Here is a 16,979-nt window from a genome sequence, read left to right as displayed (position 1 = left end):
GGCTCCGACCGCCCGACCTGCGAACGAACTGCCCCCTGCGATAGGCTCCGATCATGATCAACACCACGAACGACCCGAGCACGCCGCCCACCCAGCGGTCCATCGGAGAGCTCGTCCAGTCCATCCGCGACGAGCTCCTGGGTGTCGTCCACCACGAGATCGACATCGCGAAGAAGGAGATCACCGCTCTCGCGATCAAGGCGGGCATCATCGCCGCCTGCGCCGCGGTGCTGCTGTTCCTCCTGCTCTCGGCCTGGGTGATGCTGCTGTTCGCCGCCGCCACCGGGCTCCAGGCCCTGGGGCTGCCGTACTGGGCGTCCTTCCTCATCGTCGCCGGCGTGTTCGTCGTGATCGGCGCGATCCTGGGCCTCGTGGCCTTCCTCGTGTCCAAGAAGCTCAAGGCTCCCGAGACCACGATCGAGACCGCGCAGTCCGCCGTCCAGGCGGTCCAGGGCAAGCGCCGCCAGAACGCCGTCTCCTACGAGGACACCTTCGAGGAGCTCTACGGCAAGCAGGTCAGCGCCCGCACCGACTGAGCCCCAACGGCGCCGACGCGCTCCGCGGACCATCCGGTCGGCGCGAGCCGCGGTCCGTCGCGAGGGTCCCGGGGAAGTACCCTGGGCACGTGACTCTCCAGCTGCACGACACCGCCACCCGCACCACCGCACCGCTGAACCCGGTGCGCGAGGGGGCGGTGTCGCTGTATGTCTGCGGTCCCACCACGCAGGGAGCCCCGCACCTGGGCCATCTGCGCTCCTTCCTCGCCTTCGACGTGCTGGTGCGCTGGCTCGAGCGCAGCGGCTACGAAGTCACCCAGGTCCGCAACGTGACCGACATCGAGGACAAGATCCTCTCGAAGTCCGCCGAGGCGGGCGCCGACTGGTGGGCGTGGTCGCAGCGCTTCGAGCGCGAGTTCCAGGACGTCCTGGACCGCGTCGGGAACCGCCGCCCCAGCTATGAGCCGCGCGCCACGGGCCACGTCCCCGAGATGATCGAGCTGATGCAGCTGCTGATCGAGCGGGGTCATGCCTACGCCGACGGCGCCGGGTCGGTCTACTTCGACGTCGCCTCGTTCGAGGGCTACGGCTCGCTGACCCGCCAGTCCCTCGAGGACATGCTCGACGCCGGCGAGGAGATGGAGCCCGGCAAGCGGGACCGCCGGGACTTCGCGCTGTGGAAGGCCGCCAAGCCCTCCGAGCCCGAGACCGCCTCCTGGGACACGCCCTTCGGCCGCGGCCGCCCGGGCTGGCACCTCGAGTGCTCCGCGATGAGCCGCAAGTACCTCGGCGAGACCTTCGACATCCACGCCGGCGGCCTCGACCTGCGCTTCCCCCACCACGAGAACGAGCAGGCGCAGTCCCATGCCGCCGGGTTCGGCTTCGCCCGACGCTGGATGCACTCCGGCGTGCTGACCGTGGACGGGCTGAAGATGGGCAAGAGCCTGGACAACTTCGTCACCGCCGAGCAGGCGCTGGGCGATCACCCTGCTCCCGCTGTCCGGCTCGCGATGGTCAGCGGACACTACCGCGCCACCGTCGAGTACAACGAGACGGCGATGGCCGAGGCGGAGACCGTCTGGGAGCGCTTCCGGGCGACCGCCGTCCGTGCGGCCCAGCGGCTCGGGGAGCACCCGGTCGCCGCGGCCGACGCCGCCCTGGACGCGGTCGAGCTGTCCGCGGAGTTCCGCGCGGCGATGGACGACGACCTCGCGGTCCCGGAGGCGCTCGCCGTCGTCCATCGCGAGCAGTCCGCCCTGAACACGCTCCTGGCCGCCCGCGGCACCGTGGATGTCACGGAGGTCGCCGCCGGCCTCGGCCGGCTGCGGGCGATGCTGGACGTGCTGGGGCTGGACCCGCTCGGTGCCCAGTGGGGGCAGGGAGCGGACGCCTCGGGCGGCGAGCATTCGGCGCTCGATGCGCTGATCACCACCCAGCTGGCCGCTCGGGAGGCGGCCCGCGCCGAGAAGGACTGGGCCCGGGCGGATGCGCTGCGCGATGCGCTGACCGCCGCAGGGATCCGCATCGAGGACGGCCAGGACGGCGCTCGCTGGACCCTCGAGACACGAGACTGAGCAGGACTGAGGAGACGAACGATGGCAGGGAACAGTGCGCGCCGCGGAGCGGTGCGAAAGGGCAAGAAGGGCGCGACCGTCGGGTCCGGAGGTGTGCGTCGACGCGCCCTGGAGGGCAAGGGGCCGACGCCGAAGGCCGCGGACCGGCCGAACCACAAGGCGTACAAGGGGTCCTCGTCCTCGGCCGGTGCGGCACCGCGTCGCGGCGGCGGCAAGGGCGGCGTCCGCAAGACGCCCGGCAGCGATCAGGTCGCCGGCCGCAACGCCGTGCTCGAGGCGCTGCGCGAGGAGGTGCCCGCCACCCAGCTGACGATGATGCTCCGCCTGGACACCGATGAGCGGGTCCGCGAGATCATGCGCCTGGCGACCGCCCGCGGTCTGCCGATCGCGGAGGCCTCGCGCACCGACATGGACCGCATGACCGACCACGCCGTCCACCAGGGCGTGGCGCTGACGATCCCGCCCTACGAGTACGCGGGCGTGGACGAGCTGCTGCGCCTGGCCGCGGACCGGTTCGAGCCCCCGCTGCTGGTCGCCCTCGACGGGATCACCGATCCGCGGAACCTGGGCGCCATCCTGCGCTCGGCGGACGCCTTCGGCGCCCACGGCGTGATCCTGCCCGAGCGTCGCAGCGTCTCCATGACCGCGAGCGTGTGGAAGGTCGCCGCCGGTGCGGCCGGCCGCGTCCGGGTCGCCCAGGTCACCAACCTCAACCGCACCCTGACCGCGCTGAAGGAGGAGGGCGTGTTCGTGCTCGGGCTGGATGCCGAGGGCGACGTCACCACCCGCGGTCTCGAGCTGGGCACGCAGCCGGCGGTCCTGGTGGTCGGGGCCGAGGGCAAGGGGCTCTCCCGCCTGGCGCGAGAGATCAGCGACCAGGTGGTGTCGATCCCGATGGCCGGTCGATCTGAGTCGCTCAACGCCTCGGTGGCCGCCGCGATCGCCCTCTACGAGATCTCCGGGGTCCGAGAGGGCCAGGGCCTGCGCTGAGCCGTTCCCGGGTTCGTCGCCGGCTCCGGGCGCGCACCCGCCGTCGCACTCGTCCCGGACCCGGTCAGCCGAGGTCCGGGACCTGCTGCGTCGACACGGCGGGTGCGCCGCCGCCCCGACCTCGCACCGGGAGAGTCACGTAGGGCAGGGTCAGCTGGATGATCGGCCCGAGGCCGAGCGCATAGAGCACGGTGCCGAGCCCGAGCGGGCCGCCCAGCAGCGTTCCGGTGGCGAGCACGAGCACCTCGAGCGCGATCCGCACGGGCCCGACGGGCCGGTCCAGCACCCTGCCGAGTCCGGTCATCAGCCCGTCACGAGGCCCGGCACCGAGCTGCGCACCGAGATAGACCGCACCGCTGACGCCGTTGAGCACCACACCGCCGAGCATCATCGCCACCGCTGCGGGGATCCCGCCCGCCGCAGGCAGCACCAGCATCCCCAGGTCGATGCTCACCCCCACCCAGAGGGAGTTCGCGACGGTGCCGATCCCGATCCGCTCGCGCAGCGGGATCCAGGCGAGCAGCAGCACGAAGCTCACGCTGATGCTGAGGGTGCCGACGGTGAGGCCCAGACTGTCGGCGAGGGCCGCGTGCAGGACGTCCCACGGCGCACCGCCGAGCCCGGACTCGAGCAGCAGGGCGAGGGAGAACCCGAACCCCGTCAGCCCCACCATCATCTGCAGCAGGCGCAGCGGCAGGCGGTCCACCCGCAGCTGATCGCGCAGGGAGAGGTTGTCCAGGCGCACGGCGGTGCGTCGACGTCCGTGGGTCATGCGATCGATGCTCCCCTCGGCGGGGTCCGGGCCCCGCGGCGGACCGTCCTCAGGAGTCGAAGATCGGCAGGGCCGAGGTCTCGGTGGTGATCAGCGACTTCTCATCGGGACGGTGGATGAGGACGTTGAGGATGTAGTGGCGCACGGTCTCGTCGAGGGAGATGTCGTGGCCCTCCTTCTCCGAGAGGAACCACTTGTGCTCCAGGATCTCGTGGAAGAACTCCGGCGGCTCGAGCTTGGAGCGCATCGATCGGGGGACCGCCCGGACCACCGGCTCGTACTGTTGCTGGAGCCACTCGTGGGCCACGAACTCCTCGTCCTCGAGCTGCTGCTCGGTGTCGGCACGGTACTGATCGAGGTCGTTCAGCAGGCGGCGGGCCTGGTTCTCCTGCGCGTCGATGCCGGTCAGGCGCATCAGACGGCGTGAGTGGTGGCCGGCGTCGACCACCTTGGGCATGATCGAGAGGCTGGTCCCGTCAAGGTCTGTGGTGATCTCCAGCTCGCCCACGTCGAAGCCCAGCTTGTTGAGCTTCTCGATGCGTGCGGAGACCCGCCAGCGCTCGTCGGCGGAGAACCGCTCGCGCGAGGTGAGCGCCTCCCACAGCTCCTCGTAGCGGGAGATCAGGTCGTCCCCGATCTCGACCGGATCCGACTCCGGGTCGAACATGTCGCCGGCCTGCAGATCCATCAGCTCGCCGATGATGTTGGTCCGCGCCAGGTCGAGATCGTACGAGCGCTGACCGGCGGTGAGCTGCTCGTGCAGCGAGCCGGTCTCCACGTCGACGAGATAGGCGGCGAAGGCGCCCGCATCACGACGGAAGAGGGTGTTGGACAGCGAGACGTCGCCCCAGTAGAAGCCCGACAGGTGCAGGCGCACCAGCAGGACCGCCAGTGCGTCGAGCAGGCGGTGGGCGGTGTCCTGGCGCGAGACCTGGCTGAAGACGGCCCGGTAGGGCAGGGAGAACTGCAGGTGCCGGGTGATCAGGACGGCGTCCAGCGGATCGCCGGTGGGCGAGGTGCGGCCCGAGACGACCGCGAAGGGCTCGACGCAGGGGATCTCCATCCGTCCCAGCACGCGCAGCATGTCGTACTCGCGCTGGGCGAGGTCGCGGGAGATCTCCTTGATGGCGAGGACCCGGCCCGAGACGCGCGCGAACCGCACGACGTGACGAGAGATGCCGCGGGGGAGGGCGGCGAGGATCTCGTCGGGCCACTGCTCCAGCGGCTGCTCCCAGGGCAGGTCCAGCAGGGCCGGATCTGCGCGGGACGCGGTGATCTCCAGGGGTGCCATGACGACATTGTCTCCTGTGCCGGGGAGCTTCGCACGGTGCGGACGAGATTTCACGTCATCTCGACGCGAAGGTCACCTTCCGCCCACGTCCGGGAGGCGGGGAACGGCGACGGGCGCCCGGCAGATGCCGGACGCCCGTCGCGCGGTGCTGCGGGGAGATCAGTCGCCGAGGCGCAGGCCCGACTTCGCGTCGAACAGGTGCAGGTGGCCCTGCTTGGGACGGAAGAAGACGGTCTCGCCCTTGGCCGGGGGACGGCGGCCGTCGACGCGAGCGATGAACGGCTTGGCCGTCTCATCGCTGCCGGCGCGGCGCCCGTAGATGAAGGCGTCGGCGCCGAGCTCCTCGACGACGTCGACCTCGACCGGGATGCCCTCGTCGGTGCCGACGAGCTCGAGGTCCTCGGGACGCACGCCGACGGTGACCGTGGACTGGTCGGTGTCGGAGAGGGTCGCGCGGTCCACCGGCAGAACGGCGTCACCGAACTGGACGCCCTGGTCGGTGAGCTTCTCCTCGAGCAGGTTCATGGCCGGGGAGCCGATGAAGCCCGCGACGAAGACGTTGTTCGGGTGGTCGTACATGCGACGCGGGGAGTCGATCTGCTGCAGGACGCCGCGGTCCAGGACGGCCACGCGGTCGCCCATGGTCATGGCCTCGGTCTGGTCGTGGGTGACGTAGACCGTTGTGACTCCGAGACGACGCTGCAGGGACGCGATCTGGGTACGGGTCGAGACACGGAGCTTGGCGTCGAGGTTCGACAGCGGCTCGTCCATGAGGAACACCTGGGGCGAGCGGACGATCGCACGGCCCATGGCCACACGCTGGCGCTGACCACCGGAGAGCGCCTTCGGCTTGCGGTCGAGGTACTCGGTGAGGTCCAGGATCGCGGCGGCGTCCTCGACGCGCTTGCGGATCTCGGCCTTGGGGTTGCCGGCGATCTTCAGGGCGAAGCCCATGTTGTCGGCGACGGTCATGTGCGGGTACAGCGCGTAGTTCTGGAACACCATCGCGATGTCACGATCCTTCGGCGGCACGTCGGTGACGTCGCGATCGCCGATCAGGATGCGGCCGGCGTCGATCTCCTCGAGGCCGGCGAGCATGCGCAGGGAGGTCGACTTTCCGCAGCCCGAGGGGCCGACGAGGACGAGGAACTCGCCGTCACCGATCTCGATGTTGAGGTTGTCGACGGCCGGGCGCTCCTGGCCCGGGTAGACGCGGGATGCGTTGTCGAACGTGACTGTTGCCATGGTGGTTCTCCTTCACCGGCAGGTACGTGCCGGACGGTCCGTTGTGAAGTGATGAGCGGCCGGCCCGACGTCGTTCCCACGGGGGTGCTCCCTCGCACCGGCTCGCAGAACTATAGCCCAGCTCCCCGGCCCCGGCGTGATCTATGCCGCGTGTGTCTCATGTCTCGGGACGGACCGCCTCCCGGGAGGGGTGAGACGCGGGCTCCGGGACGTCGAGGGGCCGGTCGCCGGTGGAGCGCAGGAGCGGCGATCGGCGGGGCTCCGGAGAGATGGGCGGGGCCCGCTGCGGGATACTGGGGCGGTGGACATCAACGAGCTGACCCGGAAGATCCTCGACCGCCGTGCGAAGGAGACCGATCCCCTGAAGATCGTGCAGGCGGGTCACCCCGCCCTGCGCCGCCGCGCGGTGGCCGCCCGCGGGCGGATCGACGTCGAGCTGCTGCTCGAGCTGGCCCAGGCGATGACCATCACGATGCGCGAGGCGCCCGGGGTGGGGCTCGCCGCTCCGCAGGTGGGCCTGCCGCTGAGCTTCTACGTCGTCGAGGACGGCTTCGCGAGCGAACCGGGGGAGGACGAGGACGACGACCTGCTGGAGCGCCGACCGCTCGCTCTGCGGGCCCTGCTCGACCCGGTGGTCGAGCCGCTCGGCACCCGGAAGGTCTTCGCCTTCGAAGGCTGCCTCTCCGTGGACGGATGGCAGTCGATCGTGCCGCGATCGCGCAGGGTGCGCCTGCGCGGGACCGAGCTGCTGCCGGGCGGAGCGCTCGAGGAGATCGACGAGGAGCACGAGGGCTGGACCGCTCGGATCTTCCAGCACGAGACCGACCACCTGGCCGGGACGCTCTGCCACGACCTGTCCGTGCCCCGCTCCTTCATCGACTCCGCCTACGGCTCCCACTACGGCGACCTCGGCGAGGCCGTCCGTCGGCTCGGACTGACCGGAGAGATCGCCGATCTCGCCCCCGGCGAGGTGTCGATCGGCTGACGCCCGGGGCGGTCCCGGTCCGACGCTGTAGCTTGACCCTGTTCACGACCCGACAGAACGGAGCACATGGTGGCTCAGAGCGACCAGCCCATCCAGCAGAGCGAGCTGACCGAGGACGGCGAGTTCGTCGAACAGATCGACGAACGCTGGCTCTCCGCGCTCGATGCCGCGCTCAAGATCCAGGCGCCGCTCGCCCGCAGCTACGTGCAGAAGCTGCGGGCCAAGCAGCCGGATGCGTCCGAGCGCCAGCTGCTCGAGCACGTCACGAAGCGATTCACGAACCTCATGACGCTGACCGGTGCCGGGATCGGCGGCGTCGCCGCCCTGCCGGGGCTGGGCACCGCGGCCGCCATGGGCCTCACGGTCGGGGAGGGCATCACCTTCGCGGAGGCCTGCGCCTTCCTCACCCTCGCCGCCGCGGACATCCACGGCGTGGACATGTCCGACCGCAGCACCCGCCGGCTCGTGCTGATGGCGGTGCTCAGCGGTGAGCGCGGAACCGAGATCATCGGCAGGACGATGGGCAAGCAGGGCCTGCAGTGGAACGCCGTGCTCGGCGGCCGCGGCGGCTTCCTGCCGGGCCTGGTCAGCAAGCAGATCTCCCGCTACGTGCGCCGTCGGGTGGTGAAACGCACGGGCACCCTGTGGTTCGCCCGGCTCCTGCCCTTCGGCATCGGCGCGGCGATCGGCGGCTTCGGTGCCCGGTCGGTGTCCCGGTCCGTGGTCGAGGCGATGCTCGAGATCTTCGCCCACGGGACCACCCTGGAGGGTGAGACCGGCGGGGACCGCGCGCAGCTCGACGGCTGAGCACCCCGGCCCATGGCCGCCGACGGGCGGTGACAGCACGACGGGCCGGTCCCCGAGGGGGCCGGCCCGTCGTACTCGGTCGGAGCGGGGTCCGCGGCGTGCGGACCTGTCGGCTCAGACCTCCTGCGTGAAGTCGTTCGCGTGCTCGGTGCCGACGGCGCGCTGGTAGGAGCGGCGGATCTCCGCCTCCGCGTCGCTGCGGCCCTCCCAGTGGGCGCCCTCGACGCTCTTGCCGGGCTCGAGGTCCTTGTAGACCTCGAAGAAGTGCTGGATCTCCAGGCGGTGGAACTCGGAGACGTCGGTCAGCTCCTGGCGGCGCACCTGGCGGCGGTCGCCGACGGGGACCGCCACGATCTTGTCGTCGCCGCCGGCCTCGTCGCGCATGCGGAACATGCCCAGGGCGCGGCAGCGGATCAGGCAGCCCGGGAACGTGGGCTCCTCGAGCAGCACGAGGCAGTCCAGCGGGTCGCCGTCCTCACCGAGGGTGCCCTCGATGAAGCCGTAATCGTCCGGGTAGCGGGTGGCGGTGAACAGCATCCGGTCCAGACGGATGCGGCCGTTGTGGTGGTCCACCTCATACTTGTTGCGATTTCCGCGAGGGATCTCGATGGTCACGTCGAATTCCACGACAGCGGCTCCATTGCTCCGGCCCTGAGGGCCACTGGTCAAGACCGTGACACCATATCGTGGGCACCATGGGAGCGAGCGCAATCGAGCGGATGTGGCGCACCACGGCCATCGTGATGTGCGCCGTGGTGCCGACGAGCTTCTACGTGCTCGGTGATCTCACCGACGCCTTCCCCGGCTTCCTCACCGTGCGCCATGAGGAGCAGGGCCCGGCCTTCGGACCGCGGGCGGCCGCCGAGGACTGGGCGCGCGTCGGCGCCGAGGAGAGCCACTCGACGGCACCCGCCGCGGGGGTCGCGGACTCCGCCGATGACCTCGAGGAACGGATGTCCTCCCACGCGGATCTGCCGGTGGTCGCGGGAGGGCTGGCCTTCAGCGTCGTCGACGCGGGGACCGGTGAGCCGGTCGCCGAGCGCGACGCCGCCACGGCTCTCGTCCCGGCCTCGACCCTGAAGCTGCTCACCGCCGCCGCCGTGCTGCGGCAGTACTCCGGGGACGAGGTGCTCACCACGCGCGCGACCGTCCAGGACGGTGTGGTCACCCTCGTCGGCGGCGGTGACATGACTCTCACGGTCGAGGACCTGCGCGAGCTCGCCGGCAGGACGGCGGATCTCGCCGAGGAGCAGGGGACCTCCGAGGTGAGGGTCGCGCTGGATGCGGGCCATCTCGTCGGCGGCGAGAACCCCGCCTGGGGCGGCAACGGCCGGGCGGGCGGCTGGGTGACGCCCACCTCCGCCCTCGCGCTGGACGAGGGCTGGCTGGACGGCGAGCAGTACGGTCCCAAGTCCGCCACCCCCGCGCATGACGCCGCCGAGCGCTTCGCCTCGCTGCTCGGCGAGGCCGGACTCACCGTGACCGGCGAGATCTCCGAGGCCGGGGCGCCCGAGGGCGCTCCCAGCGTCCAGATCAGCTCCGAGCCGATCGCCGAGATCGTCCGCCACACCCTGCAGATCTCCGACAACACCACCGCCGAGCTGCTCGCGCACCTGGTGGCGCTGTCACGGGGCGAGGAGACGACCCCTGCCGGTGCCGCCGCCGCGGTCGAGGCGGAGATCCGGGACCTCGCCGAGGAGATCGGCGTCGCTCCGGAGGTCATCGCCGACCTCTCGATCCGCGACGGCTCCGGGCTCTCCCGGGACGACCGCGTGCCGCCCGCCCTGCTCTCCGCCGTCCTCGCCGAGGTCGCCTCCGGCGAGGTGCCCGCCCTGGAGCAGATCCTGTTCGACGTGCCGATCGCCGGGCTCACGGGCACCCTCGCCGAGCGCTTCGATGCGGCGGGCACCGAGGACGCCGACGGGCTCGTGCGCGGCAAGACCGGATATCTCGGCGGGGCGGCGACGCTGGCGGGGGTCGCGGTGCTGCCCGACGGGCGCACGGTCGGCTACTCGATCGTGGTCCACGGCTTCGACGGGGCCGATGCGGACGACGCCCGCGCCGCGGTCGACGCGGTGGCCGCCGAGATCGTGCAGGTCGACTGATGGCCGGCCCGCCGCCCGTCGTCGCCCGCGCCCGCACCGCCGTGCGCGCCGCGCTCGCCGCCCGCCTCGAGCTGCTCGCCGACGAGACCGCCGTGGGCCGCACCGCGCCCCGGCTGGTGGTCGGTCTCAGCGGGGGAGCGGACTCCCTCGCGCTTCTCGCGACCACGGTCTGGGTGGGCTCGCGGATGGGCCTGGAGACCGAGGCCGCGATCGTCGACCACGGGCTGCAGGAGGGCTCCGCCGAGGTCGCCGAGCGAGCGCTGGTCCAGGCCGAGCGCCTCGGGGCCGAGGCCCACATCCTCGCCGTCCGGGTGGACCACGAGGCCCCCGGTGGCCTCGAGAACGCCGCCCGCACCGTGCGCCACGCGGCCCTCGAGAGCCTGCGCGAGGAGCGCGGGGCCCTCGCGCTGCTCATGGCGCACACCCTGGACGACCAGGCCGAGCAGGTGCTGATGGGGCTCGCCCGCGGCGGCGGCCCCCGGGCGCTGGCCGGGATCCCGCGGTCCCGCGGGGCCCTGCTGCGCCCCTTCCTGGGCAGCGGGCGGGACGAGACCACCGCGCTGCGTCGGGAGGACACCGAAGAGATCTGCCGGATCCATGACCTGGACTGGTGGGAGGATCCGATGAACGCCGACGAGACGCTGCTGCGCTCCAGGGTGCGTCATCGGGCGCTGCCCCTGCTGCGGGAGATCCTCGGGGAGCAGATCGACGAGAACCTCGCCCGCACCGCCGACCTCGTCGCCGCCGACGCCGACCATCTCGATGACGAGGCGACCGCCCTGCTGGAGGCGCTGCGCCGGGACGGCGGCGAGCTCCGCGAGGAGAGGGACCTGCTGCTGCTGGACGTGCATGCCCTGGCGCTCGCGCCGGCCCCGGTGCGCACCCGCGTGCTGCGCGACGCCTCACGTTCCGCTGACCGCACAATCCGCACTACGGAGCAGGGAGGCTCGACGAAATCCCTGCTGCGACGGCAGGTGCTGGCCCTCGACGCCCTGGTGGTCTCATGGCACGGTCAGTCAGCCGTGCCTGTTCCGGGTAGGATCGAGGTCGCTCGCCGCGACGGCCTGTTGGTGTGGCGCCGCCTCCTTCCGTGAACCGCGGCTCGCCCACCCCACCACGTTCCCTGGAGGAGATCAGCGTGCCCCAGATGCACCCCCATCCCGATGTCGACCGTGTGCTGCTGGACGAGCAGCAGATCCGCGAACGGGTCGCCGAGCTCGGGAAGCAGATCGCCGAGGACTACGCGGACGAGCCGCCGATCCTGGTCGGCGTGCTCCGCGGTGCGGTCATGGTGATGGCGGACCTGGCCCGTCAGATCGACCTCAAGGTCGAGATGGACTGGATGGCCGTCTCCTCCTACGGATCGGGCACCAAGTCCTCCGGCGTCGTGCGCATCCTCAAGGACCTCTCCGGGGACATCTCCGGGCGCAAGGTGCTGATCGTCGAGGACATCATCGACTCCGGCCTCACCCTGAAGTGGCTGCTGTCCAACCTGCGCTCGCGCGGTCCCAAGAGCGTCGAGATCGCGACCCTGCTGCGCAAGCCCGAGGCCGCGCGGGTCGAGATCGACGTGAAGTACGTGGGCTTCGACATCCCCAACGAGTTCGTCATCGGCTATGGCCTCGACTTCGCCGAGAACTATCGCAACCTTCCCTACGTGGGCGTGCTCTCGCGCTCCGTCTACGAGGACTGATCACGTGGCAGATTCCGCCAAGCGCTCCAGCGGCAGGAAGCGCCGCCCGTTCACCAGCCTCGCCCTGTGGATCATCGTCGCGATGCTCCTGGGCATGGCGATGTTCTCCCTGTTCGGGAGGGACGGGTACCAGCAGATCGACACCGAGCAGGGCCTCGAGCTGCTCCAGGGCGACACCGTCGAGCAGGCGAAGATCATCGACGGGAACCAGCAGCGTGTGGACCTGGTCCTGACGAAGGACTTCCAGGACGGCGACGAGAACAAGGGCACCAAGGTGCGCTTCTCCTACGTCGACGCGCGCGGCGAGTCCGTCGTGAAGGCGGTCGAGGACGCCGCCCCGTCGAAGGGCTACACCGACGAGATCGCCAGCAGCTCCTGGTGGTCCACCCTGCTGCTCTCCTTCCTCCCGCTGCTCATCTTCATCGGCCTGTTCTGGTTCCTGATCATGAACGCCCAGGGCGGCGGCAAGGCGATGCAGTTCGGCAAGTCCAAGGCCAAGCTGTTCAACAAGGAGGCCCCCAAGGTCACCTTCGCGGACGTCGCCGGCGCCGAGGAGGCCGTCGAGGAGCTCGACGAGATCAAGCAGTTCCTCGTGGACCCGGGCCGCTACCAGGCCGTCGGCGCGAAGATCCCCAAGGGCGTGCTGCTCTACGGCCCGCCCGGCACCGGCAAGACCCTGCTGGCCAAGGCCGTCGCCGGCGAGGCGAACGTGCCCTTCTACTCGATCTCCGGCTCGGACTTCGTGGAGATGTTCGTGGGCGTCGGCGCGAGCCGAGTGCGCGACCTGTTCAACACCGCGAAGGAGAACGCCCCGGCGATCATCTTCATCGACGAGATCGACGCCGTCGGCCGCCACCGCGGCGCCGGCATGGGCGGCGGTCACGACGAGCGCGAGCAGACGCTGAACCAGATGCTGGTGGAGATGGACGGGTTCGACGAGAACCAGAACGTCATCCTCATCGCGGCCACCAACCGCGTGGACATCCTGGACCCCGCGCTGCTGCGCCCGGGCCGCTTCGACCGCCAGATCGGCGTCGAGGCCCCCGACCTCAAGGGCCGCCTGCACATCCTCGGCGTGCACGCCAAGGGCAAGCCGCTCGCCCATGACGTCGACCTCGAGCACGTCGCCAAGCGCACGATCGGCATGTCCGGTGCGGACCTGGCCAACGTGCTCAACGAGGCCGCGCTGCTCACCGCTCGCTCGGGCAACCAGATCATCGACAACCGCGCCCTGGACGAGGCGATCGACCGCGTCTCCATGGGCCCGCAGCGGTACTCGAAGGTCATGACCGAGCGCGAGCGCCAGATGACCGCGTACCACGAGGGCGGACACGCCCTGGTCGCCGCGGCCATGAACAACTCCGCACCGGTCACCAAGGTGACGATCCTGCCGCGCGGCCGCGCGGGCGGCTACACGATGGTCGTCCCCACCCAGGACCGCAACTACCAGTCCCGCAACGAGCTGCTGGACCGTCTGGCCTACGCGATGGGCGGCTACGCCGTGGAGGAGAGCATCTTCCACGACGTCACCACCGGCCCCAGCTCCGACCTGCAGAACGCGACCAAGATCGCGCGCACCATGGTGATGCAGCTGGGCATGAGCGGCACGGTCGGCCAGGTGGCCCTCTCCGGCGACCAGGACGAGGTCTTCGTCGGCATGCAGCAGGGCCAGGCGCCCCGCTTCGGCGCGGAGACCGCGGCCCTGATCGACCAGGAGGTCCGGGAGCTGCTGGACACCGCGCTGGACGAGGCCTGGTCCGTGATCGTGGAGAACCGCCACGTGCTGGATCGTCTGGTCGAGGAGCTGCTGGAGCGGGAGACCCTGAACGAGCACGAGCTCGCCGAGATCTTCCGGGACGTGAAGAAGCAGCCCCCGCGCGAGGTGTGGTCCTCGAGCGAGGAGCGCCCCGCGCTGGAGGCGCCCTCGGTGGGCAGCAGCACCACGGCGACCGGCACAGAGTCGCACGACGCCGGCGAGCCGCTCCAGCCGAACCCGCCCGAGCTGCCCCATCCCGGCGGTGACGGACCGCAGATCCCGGGAGCCCCGTACTACGGCGGCGAGTCGGGCCCGGGGAGCTACGGCCAGGACTCGACCGATCCGACGGATCGCTGAGATGGCCATGGACACCCCGCGCATCGAGGCCGCCGTCCGGGAGATCCTCGCCGGGATCGGCGAGGACCCCGACCGCGACGGGCTGCGGGACACTCCCGCACGGGTCGCCCGGATGTACGCCGAGGTCTTCCAGGGCCTCGAGCAGGATGCGCACGAGCCGCTGTCGACGACCTTCGACATCGACCACCAGGAGCTGGTGCTCGTGCGCGACATCGCCTTCTACTCGATGTGCGAGCACCATCTGCTGCCCTTCCACGGCAGCGCTCACATCGGATACATCCCCGGCGGGGGAGGGGTGACAGGGCTCAGCAAGCTCGCCCGCCTGGTGGAGATCTACGCGCACCGCCCCCAGGTGCAGGAGCGCCTCACCGTCCAGATCGCCGACGCCCTCATGGACGAGCTGGATGCCGGTGGGGCGATCGTCGTCATCGAGGCGGAGCACATGTGCATGTCCATGCGCGGTGTGCGCGCGGCCGGCGCCCGCACCGTCACCAGCGCGGTGCGCGGGATGCTGCGCGAGAACGCCAGCACCCGCGGCGAGGCCATGGCGCTCATCCACGGGTCGTGACCGCGATGAGCCCCACTCCGCGCCCCGCAGGCCTGCCCTTCCCGGAGGATGCCGACGACACCCTGGTGATGGGCGTCCTGAACGTCACCCCGGACTCGTTCTCCGACGGCGGAGCGCACGACACCCCGGCCGCCGCGATCGCGCACGGCCGGCTCCTAGTGGAGCAAGGGGCCTCGATCGTGGACGTCGGCGGGGAGTCCACCCGTCCCGGCGCCCCGCGCGTGGACGAGGACGAGGAGCTCGAGCGGGTGCTGCCCGTCGTCGCGGCCCTCGCCGCCGAGGACATCGTGGTCAGCGTCGACACCATGCGCGCCTCCGTCGCGGCCGCGAGCGTCGAGGCCGGAGCCCTCATCGTCAACGACGTCTCCGCCGGACGGGCCGATGTGGACATGGGGACCGAGGCCGCCCGGCTCCGCACGCGCTTGGGCACGCCGCCGGTGTTCATCGCGATGCACTGGCGCGGCCACAGCGACGTCATGAACGAGCTGGCCGTCTACGAGGATGTGGCGCACGAGAGCGCCCACGAGCTCGCCGAGCGCCTGGACGCGCTGCGCGAGGCCGGGGTCGAGGACCGTTTCCTGGTCGCGGATCCGGGGCTGGGCTTCTCCAAGACCGGTGAGCAGAACTGGCAGCTGCTCGCCGAGTGGGAGGCGATCGCCTCCCACGGCCTGCCGATCCTCATCGGCGCCAGCCGCAAGCGCTTCGTGGGCGCTCTCGGCGTGGACCGCGACCTCGCGACCGCCGCGATCAGCGCGTACAGCGCGGAGCACGGCGCCTGGGCGGTGCGCGTCCATGACGTCGCCCCCTCCCTCGCCGCCGTCCGCGTGGGCGACGCGCTGCGCCGAGGGGGCCGGCGATGACCGCGCCGGACGCCTCGGGAGCCCTGGGCGCCGAGCGGCTGGACCGCATCGAGGTGACCGGGATCCGCGCCTGGGGCCACCACGGTGTGCTCCCCGAGGAGACGCGGCTCGGGCAGCAGTTCGTCGCCGACGTCACCCTGCACCTGTCGACCGCCCCTGCCGGTCTCGGCGACGCCCTCTCCCGCACCGTGAACTATGCCGAGGTCGCCCACGCCGTCCACGAGGAGCTCGTCGGCGGTCCCCACGCCCTGGTCGAGTCCCTCGCCGAGCGGATCGCCGGCCGCATCCTCACCGACACCGGCCATCCGCTGGTGCGCCGGGTCGGCGTCCGGGTCCACAAGCCGGCCGCCCCGGTGGGCCTGCCCGTCGGCGACGTCTCCGTGAGCATCGAACGGGATGCCCCGCCGGTCGCGGCCGTGCTCGCCGTCGGCACCAATCTCGGCGACCGCACCGCGCACCTGCGCAGCGCGCTCTGCCTGCTCGAGGCCGCCGACGGCATCGAGGTCGAGTGGACCGGGCCCGTGCTCGAGACCGCACCGGTCGGCGGGCCCGAGGGACAGCGCGCCTTCCTGAACTCCGTGATCGGCGTGCGCACCGATCGGGGACCCTTCTCCCTGCTCGATGCGGCGCAGCACGCCGAGCGCGCGGCCCGGCGCGAGCGCATCGTGCGGTGGGGGCCGCGCACCCTCGACGTCGACGTCATCACCTATGGCGACTGGACCAGCGGGGACGAGACGCTCACCGTGCCCCATCCGAGGGCTCACGAGCGTGCCTTCGTGCTCGCCCCCTGGCACGCCGCTCGTCCCGATGCCGAGCTCCCGGGCCGAGGCCCGATCGCCGCGCTGCTGGCGACGGCGGAGGACCGCGACGGGCTCCACCCCGGACCCGCGATCGAGGGGTACGGGATCTCGTGAGACCTCTGAACATCCCGGTCCTGGTGCTGATGCTGGTCGTCGGCGCCGGACTGGGTGCGCAGATGCTCGAGACCCTCGCCTCCCGCGGCCACTCCCTGCCGCTCGCCGGGTGGCTGACCACCGTGGTGCTCCTGGTGCTGTGCGCCGTGCTGCTGGCGTTCGGGCTCCCGCTGCGGAGGTACATGGCCGAGAGCGCCGAGCGCGCGGAGCGGCCGAGCTTCGCGCCGCGCCGCCACCAGATCGACCTCCCCACCGCGTACCGCACCGTGCTGCTGGCCCGGGCCTGCGCCTACACCGGCACCGTGGTCGGCGGGGTCTTCCTGGGACAGGTGCTGTTCCTGCTCCTCACCGGGACCGGGGACCCGTGGCGCGGGGTCCTGCCCACCGCCGCCGCCGCGCTGTCGGGCATCGTGCTGGGGGTGCTCGGTGTGATCGTCGAGCACTGGGGGCAGCTGCCGCCCGACGACGGCGAGGGGGCACCCGAGGGCGCCGGAGCCGGCAGCTGAGGCCACCGGTGCCCGTGCATCGCCGACCTTCGACGGATCCTCCACCGACCTCCTGCAGA

General features: G+C 71.5%; 17 protein-coding genes. 13 read left to right on the top strand and 4 right to left on the bottom strand.

The annotated features are described in order from the left end of the window. The first annotated feature begins 53 nt into the window (after window positions 1–53). The 3 genes from CFK41_RS10565 (at window position 54) to rlmB (ending at window position 3,061) form a co-directional block, all read left to right on the top strand. Window positions 54–536, top strand: a complete 483-nt coding sequence (locus tag CFK41_RS10565) for a phage holin family protein (protein ID WP_096799614.1) — start codon at window positions 54–56, stop codon at window positions 534–536. Window positions 537–625: 89 nt separating this feature from the next. Continuing rightward, entirely contained in the window at window positions 626–2,071 is a 1,446-nt protein-coding gene (gene cysS / locus CFK41_RS10560) for a cysteine--tRNA ligase (protein ID WP_096799613.1), read from the top strand. A 21-nt stretch (window positions 2,072–2,092) separates the two neighbouring features. After that, a complete protein-coding gene (rlmB, locus tag CFK41_RS10555) occupies window positions 2,093–3,061 on the top strand; it encodes a 23S rRNA (guanosine(2251)-2'-O)-methyltransferase RlmB (RefSeq protein ID WP_096799612.1) in 969 nt (322 codons plus the stop codon). Window positions 3,062–3,125: 64 nt separating this feature from the next. Here the strand turns inward: rlmB and yczE are convergent, their stop codons facing one another. From yczE to CFK41_RS10540, 3 genes are all read right to left on the bottom strand, one after another. Next, window positions 3,126–3,833 carry a membrane protein YczE gene (gene yczE, locus CFK41_RS10550; protein ID WP_096799611.1) on the bottom strand — a complete coding sequence of 236 codons (708 nt, stop codon included), beginning with the start codon at window positions 3,831–3,833 and terminating at the stop codon, window positions 3,126–3,128. 49 nt (window positions 3,834–3,882) lie between these two features. Beyond that, window positions 3,883–5,124, bottom strand: a complete 1,242-nt coding sequence (locus tag CFK41_RS10545; RefSeq protein ID WP_096799610.1) for a DUF4032 domain-containing protein — start codon at window positions 5,122–5,124, stop codon at window positions 3,883–3,885. A 159-nt stretch (window positions 5,125–5,283) separates the two neighbouring features. Continuing rightward, the gene (locus tag CFK41_RS10540) at window positions 5,284–6,369 is read right to left on the bottom strand and encodes an ABC transporter ATP-binding protein (RefSeq protein ID WP_096799609.1); all 1,086 of its coding nucleotides are present in this window, start codon (window positions 6,367–6,369) and stop codon (window positions 5,284–5,286) included. Between the two features lie 301 nt (window positions 6,370–6,670). On the opposite strand from CFK41_RS10540, the gene CFK41_RS10535 reads away from it, so the two are divergent. After that, window positions 6,671–7,354 (top strand): peptide deformylase, encoded by a 684-nt coding sequence (locus CFK41_RS10535; RefSeq protein WP_151904731.1) that lies wholly within the window; start codon window positions 6,671–6,673, stop codon window positions 7,352–7,354. Window positions 7,355–7,423: 69 nt separating this feature from the next. Then, window positions 7,424–8,161 carry a hypothetical protein gene (locus CFK41_RS10530; RefSeq protein WP_227873045.1) on the top strand — a complete coding sequence of 246 codons (738 nt, stop codon included), beginning with the start codon at window positions 7,424–7,426 and terminating at the stop codon, window positions 8,159–8,161. Window positions 8,162–8,275: 114 nt separating this feature from the next. On the opposite strand, the gene CFK41_RS10525 is transcribed toward CFK41_RS10530, so the two are convergent. Next, complete coding sequence (locus tag CFK41_RS10525; RefSeq protein WP_096799608.1) at window positions 8,276–8,788, bottom strand: inorganic diphosphatase; 513 nt, start codon at window positions 8,786–8,788, stop codon at window positions 8,276–8,278. Between the two features lie 68 nt (window positions 8,789–8,856). Between CFK41_RS10525 and CFK41_RS10520 the strand changes: the two genes are divergently transcribed. Genes CFK41_RS10520 through CFK41_RS10485 form a run of 8 tightly spaced genes read left to right on the top strand, consistent with a single transcriptional unit; the run spans window position 8,857 to window position 16,920 of the window. Further along, window positions 8,857–10,266, top strand: coding sequence for a D-alanyl-D-alanine carboxypeptidase/D-alanyl-D-alanine-endopeptidase (locus CFK41_RS10520; RefSeq protein ID WP_096799607.1), 1,410 nt, complete (start codon window positions 8,857–8,859; stop codon window positions 10,264–10,266). Next, the gene (gene tilS / locus CFK41_RS10515; RefSeq protein ID WP_096799606.1) at window positions 10,266–11,360 is read left to right on the top strand and encodes a tRNA lysidine(34) synthetase TilS; all 1,095 of its coding nucleotides are present in this window, start codon (window positions 10,266–10,268) and stop codon (window positions 11,358–11,360) included. The genes CFK41_RS10520 and tilS overlap by 1 nt, the downstream gene beginning before the upstream one ends. A gap of 53 nt (window positions 11,361–11,413) precedes the next feature. Beyond that, the gene (hpt, locus tag CFK41_RS10510) at window positions 11,414–11,959 is read left to right on the top strand and encodes a hypoxanthine phosphoribosyltransferase (protein ID WP_174705984.1); all 546 of its coding nucleotides are present in this window, start codon (window positions 11,414–11,416) and stop codon (window positions 11,957–11,959) included. A 4-nt stretch (window positions 11,960–11,963) separates the two neighbouring features. Then, on the top strand, window positions 11,964–14,072 hold the full coding sequence (gene ftsH, locus CFK41_RS10505; RefSeq protein ID WP_096799604.1) for an ATP-dependent zinc metalloprotease FtsH: 2,109 nt from the start codon (window positions 11,964–11,966) through the stop codon (window positions 14,070–14,072). A gap of 1 nt (window position 14,073) precedes the next feature. Further along, window positions 14,074–14,640 (top strand): GTP cyclohydrolase I FolE, encoded by a 567-nt coding sequence (folE, locus tag CFK41_RS10500; protein WP_096799603.1) that lies wholly within the window; start codon window positions 14,074–14,076, stop codon window positions 14,638–14,640. Window positions 14,641–14,645: 5 nt separating this feature from the next. Further along, window positions 14,646–15,500, top strand: a complete 855-nt coding sequence (gene folP, locus CFK41_RS10495) for a dihydropteroate synthase (RefSeq protein WP_096799602.1) — start codon at window positions 14,646–14,648, stop codon at window positions 15,498–15,500. Beyond that, the gene (gene folK, locus CFK41_RS10490) at window positions 15,497–16,414 is read left to right on the top strand and encodes a 2-amino-4-hydroxy-6-hydroxymethyldihydropteridine diphosphokinase (protein ID WP_096799601.1); all 918 of its coding nucleotides are present in this window, start codon (window positions 15,497–15,499) and stop codon (window positions 16,412–16,414) included. The genes folP and folK overlap by 4 nt, the downstream gene beginning before the upstream one ends. Then, a complete protein-coding gene (locus CFK41_RS10485; protein WP_096799600.1) occupies window positions 16,411–16,920 on the top strand; it encodes a DUF3180 domain-containing protein in 510 nt (169 codons plus the stop codon). The genes folK and CFK41_RS10485 overlap by 4 nt, the downstream gene beginning before the upstream one ends. Window positions 16,921–16,979 lie beyond the last annotated feature (59 nt).

It is taken from the genome of Brachybacterium ginsengisoli, from assembly GCF_002407065.1.
GTDB classification, from domain to species: Bacteria; Actinomycetota; Actinomycetes; order Actinomycetales; family Dermabacteraceae; genus Brachybacterium; species Brachybacterium ginsengisoli.
This window is presented reverse-complemented; position numbering and strand designations above follow the sequence as displayed.

Bases quoted from the DNA above. Each gene is read 5' to 3' on its own strand.
- CFK41_RS10565 (WP_096799614.1), top strand. From the start codon at position 54: ATGATCAACACCACGAACGACCCGAGCACGCCGCCCACCCAGCGGTCC.
- rlmB (WP_096799612.1), top strand. From the start codon at position 2,093: ATGGCAGGGAACAGTGCGCGCCGCGGAGCGGTGCGAAAGGGCAAGAAG.
- yczE (WP_096799611.1), bottom strand. From the start codon at position 3,833: ATGACCCACGGACGTCGACGCACCGCCGTGCGCCTGGACAACCTCTCC.
- CFK41_RS10545 (WP_096799610.1), bottom strand. From the start codon at position 5,124: ATGGCACCCCTGGAGATCACCGCGTCCCGCGCAGATCCGGCCCTGCTG.
- CFK41_RS10540 (WP_096799609.1), bottom strand. From the start codon at position 6,369: ATGGCAACAGTCACGTTCGACAACGCATCCCGCGTCTACCCGGGCCAG.
- CFK41_RS10520 (WP_096799607.1), top strand. From the start codon at position 8,857: ATGGGAGCGAGCGCAATCGAGCGGATGTGGCGCACCACGGCCATCGTG.
- tilS (WP_096799606.1), top strand. From the start codon at position 10,266: ATGGCCGGCCCGCCGCCCGTCGTCGCCCGCGCCCGCACCGCCGTGCGC.
- hpt (WP_174705984.1), top strand. From the start codon at position 11,414: ATGCACCCCCATCCCGATGTCGACCGTGTGCTGCTGGACGAGCAGCAG.
- folE (WP_096799603.1), top strand. From the start codon at position 14,074: ATGGCCATGGACACCCCGCGCATCGAGGCCGCCGTCCGGGAGATCCTC.
- folP (WP_096799602.1), top strand. From the start codon at position 14,646: ATGAGCCCCACTCCGCGCCCCGCAGGCCTGCCCTTCCCGGAGGATGCC.
- folK (WP_096799601.1), top strand. From the start codon at position 15,497: ATGACCGCGCCGGACGCCTCGGGAGCCCTGGGCGCCGAGCGGCTGGAC.